Origin of the sequence: Castellaniella sp., from assembly GCF_034007085.1 — a bacterium.
Taxonomy (GTDB): domain Bacteria; phylum Pseudomonadota; class Gammaproteobacteria; order Burkholderiales; family Burkholderiaceae_B; genus Castellaniella.
Genome location: NZ_JAVERO010000195.1, coordinates 1 through 3149, shown reverse-complemented (window position 1 = coordinate 3149; position 3149 = coordinate 1). Strand labels below are relative to the sequence as shown.

4 protein-coding genes and 1 pseudogene are annotated in these 3149 nt (G+C 67.9%); all 5 read right to left on the bottom strand.

Features of this window, described 5'->3' with window-relative positions; all coding sequences use genetic code 11:
* Positions 1-389 (bottom strand): site-specific integrase (locus RBR29_RS11575; protein ID WP_320349429.1); only part of this gene is annotated, 389 nt, incomplete at its 3' end.
* A 13-nt stretch (positions 390-402) separates the two neighbouring features.
* Positions 403-1083 carry a DUF484 family protein gene (locus RBR29_RS11570; RefSeq protein WP_320349428.1) on the bottom strand — a complete coding sequence of 227 codons (681 nt, stop codon included), beginning with the start codon at positions 1081-1083 and terminating at the stop codon, positions 403-405.
* 16 nt (positions 1084-1099) lie between these two features.
* Positions 1100-1990, bottom strand: coding sequence for a diaminopimelate epimerase (dapF, locus tag RBR29_RS11565; protein ID WP_320349427.1), 891 nt, complete (start codon positions 1988-1990; stop codon positions 1100-1102).
* Between the two features lie 44 nt (positions 1991-2034).
* Positions 2035-2925 carry a lysophospholipid acyltransferase family protein gene (locus tag RBR29_RS11560; protein WP_320349425.1) on the bottom strand — a complete coding sequence of 297 codons (891 nt, stop codon included), beginning with the start codon at positions 2923-2925 and terminating at the stop codon, positions 2035-2037.
* A 32-nt stretch (positions 2926-2957) separates the two neighbouring features.
* Positions 2958-3149, bottom strand: a pseudogene (locus RBR29_RS11555) (hypothetical protein); the annotation flags it as partial.

Here is a 3149-nt window from a genome sequence, read left to right as displayed (position 1 = left end):
GGGGTGGTGGCCGGTGGCAGCTGCCGGCGATCCAGCAGCGCCTGGGCCTGGTCCACGGACAGCGCCTTGGGCAGGCTGTGCGGAATCCGGGGCGCGCGCACGCCATGAACGGGATTGCGCGTCAGGTCGGCGGCCGGCGCGCGCCATGCGTAGAAACTGCGCCAGGCCGCCAGGGCGCGTGCCAGGCTGCGAGGCTGCAGTCCCGATGCATGCAGGCGTCCCAGGGCCTGGCGGATCTGGGTTTCGCCCAGGGTGTCCAGCGACTGGCCGGGAAAACAGCGCCGCAGCGCCTGCAGATCTCGGCGATAGGCGGCGATCGTATGCCTGGAATAGCGCTGTTGCGACCCGAGCTCGGCCAGCCAGGCTTCGGTCAGGGCATCGTCCGGCATGGTGCTGCGCGGTTCAGGCCGCCTCGGGCGCTGGGCGGGCCAGCCGCCCCAGGGCCGCGCCTGCCAGGGAAGCGATCAGCGACAGAAAGGCCGTGCCCATGTCCGGCGTGAAGCGGTCGGTGTCTTCCGATCCCAGGACCAGCAGGCCGACCGGCGCAGTGCCATGCAGCGTGCGCAGGGGCAGGATCGCCAGCGAGGCGGGTTCCGATGCCAGCCAGCGGGCCGGTTCCTGGTCCTTGTTCGGACCGCAGTAGGGCTGCGCCAGGCTGTCGGCGTAGGCGCGGATGCCGGCATCGACGTCCTGAGCGAATTCGCTGTCTTCCAGTGCGGGCAGGTCCCAGACCCGCAGCGCGATGGCGCTGAGGTCGAACTGGTCCGACAGGCTGCGGATGATATGGGCCGGGATGCGGTCGGCATGGGGTTCGGCCAGCATGCGTGCGCACCATTGCATGAGTGCTTGATTGATGCGTTCGTTGCCGCCGGCGTTGTGCAGCAGCTGCATCAGCCGGTGTTCATGTTCCTTGACGCGCGCGCGCAGCGTCAGGATCTGCCGTTCTCCCAGCGAGATCGCGCGGGCCTGGTGGGGATGAGGCACGTGCAATGCGGCAAAGACATCGGCGTGGGTGTCGAAGAAATCGGGATTGCGGCTGAGAAAGTCCGCCACGTCCTGGGCGGTAAGGGCATCCTGCGTCATGTGGGCTTTCCGTCAGTCAGAAGGTTGCGGCCAGGGCGTCGATATCGATTTGGCCATGAAAAACCGTGGTGGCTGGACCCTGCATGTGCAGGGTCTCGCCGTTCCATTCGATCTGCAGCGCGCCGCCGCGCGTGTCCACCCGGACCGGGCTGTCCAGCAGGCCGCGGCGGATGCCGGCGACCGCAGCCGCGCAGGCGCCCGTGCCGCAGGCCAGCGTTTCGCCCGCGCCGCGCTCGTAGACGCGCAGGCGGATGTGGTGGCGGCCGAGCACCTGCATGAAACCGGCATTGACGCGCTGGGCGAAGCGGCGGTGGGATTCGATGGCCGGCCCGATGCGACCGATGGGGTGGGAATCCACGTCATCGACCTGGATCACGGCATGTGGGTTGGAGATCGCCACCAGTGAACACCAGGCATCGCCGGTTTCGGGCGGGAGATCCAGCCGGTACAGGGTGTCCTGGCCGCAGACGCGAGTATCCAGGCCGGCGGGGTCGAAGGCGACGGACTCGGGTGTGAAGGCGGTGTGGCCCATGTCCACGCTGACCCGGCCCTCATCAGATTCGTGCAGCACGATCAGACCCGTGGCGATTTCGGCGCGCAGCGGGTTGCGCCGCGACAGGCCCTGTTCATGCACGAATCGCACGAAGCAGCGTGCGCCGTTGCCGCAGTGTTCGACCTCGCCGCCGTCGGCATTGAAGATCCGGTAGCGGAAATCCGCGTCCGGGTGCAGGGGGGATTCGACCAGCAGGATCTGGTCGGCGCCGATGCCAAAATGCCGATCGGCCAGCGCCCGGGCGCGGGCCGGCGTCAGGTCGATGGACTGGCGCACGCCATCCAGGACGATGAAATCGTTGCCTGCGCCATGCATTTTGGTGAAGTTCCAGATCATCGGTGCATTATCCTGCAAAAGCGGCGTTCAGGTGTTCTGGCGGGGCGCTTGCGCGAGCGGCGTCAGTAGAACCCCGGTTCGCCTTCCGGGCGCGTCTTGAAGCGCCGATGCACCCAGTAATACTGGGCCGGGTCGCGGCGGACTTCGTCTTCGATCAGGGCGTTCAGGCGGGCGGTGGCGGCCTCGGGGCCGTCGTCCCCGGGGAAATGATCCACGGGCGGGCCGACATCCACCCGGTAGCGGCCTGTGCCTGGGTCCAGGCGGCTGATGACCGGCACCACCACGGCGTCCCAGGCGGCGGCGATCTGTGCGGCCGACAGCAGGGTGGCGGCGGGCACGCCGAAAAAGGGGATGAAGGCGCTGCCCTGGCGGCCAAAGTCCATGTCGGGCAGGTAATACACCGGGATGCCTTTGCGCAGATGCCGGATCAGGCCGCGTACGCCGTCGTGGCGGCTGATCAGATGGACCTGGTTGAAACGCCCGCGCCCCAGGCGCACGATCTCGTCCACATCGGCGTCGCTCTGGCGTGTGTACAGCGTGGCCGATTCCTTCAGGAACAGCGTCAGGCGCGTGGCGGCGGCGTCCAGGGCGATGAAATGCGGCGCGAACATCAGGATGCGGCGACCCTGGTCCAGCAGGGTCTGCAGGTGGTGTTCGCCGTGCAGTTCGATGGTGTCCAGGATGCGCTCGGGCGTGCCGAACCAGCACAGGCCCCGATCGACAACGGATTGGGCCAGCAGATGGAAATGGCGTTGCGCCAGGGTGTCCCGTTCGGTTTGGGGCAGGTCGGGAAAGCAGTGCGCCAGGTTCACCCGGACGATGTGGGCGCGTGAGCGCAGCAGGCGCGGCGTCAGCCATCCCAGGATGCGCCCCCAGCGCAGCCGGGTTCGGGTTGAGCAGCGGCCGAAATGGCCCAGGACGGCGCGCAGCAGGGGTTTTTTATCGAAAGCCATGGTCGGGAAAGCGGAACGATGCGCCGATGGATTCAAGCCGGCCTGCGGGGCGTCGGGGCAGGGTCTGCGGGCGGCGGTGGCGGGGCGTCATCAGGTTCCTTGTAGCGGTTGTAGCTCCACAGGTATTGTTCTGGAAAGCGCCGGATCAGGGTTTCCATGGCCTGGTTGATTGCGCCGGCCAGTGTGGCGGGGTCAGCCGGCAGCGGTTCGGGCAGGCCATGGAA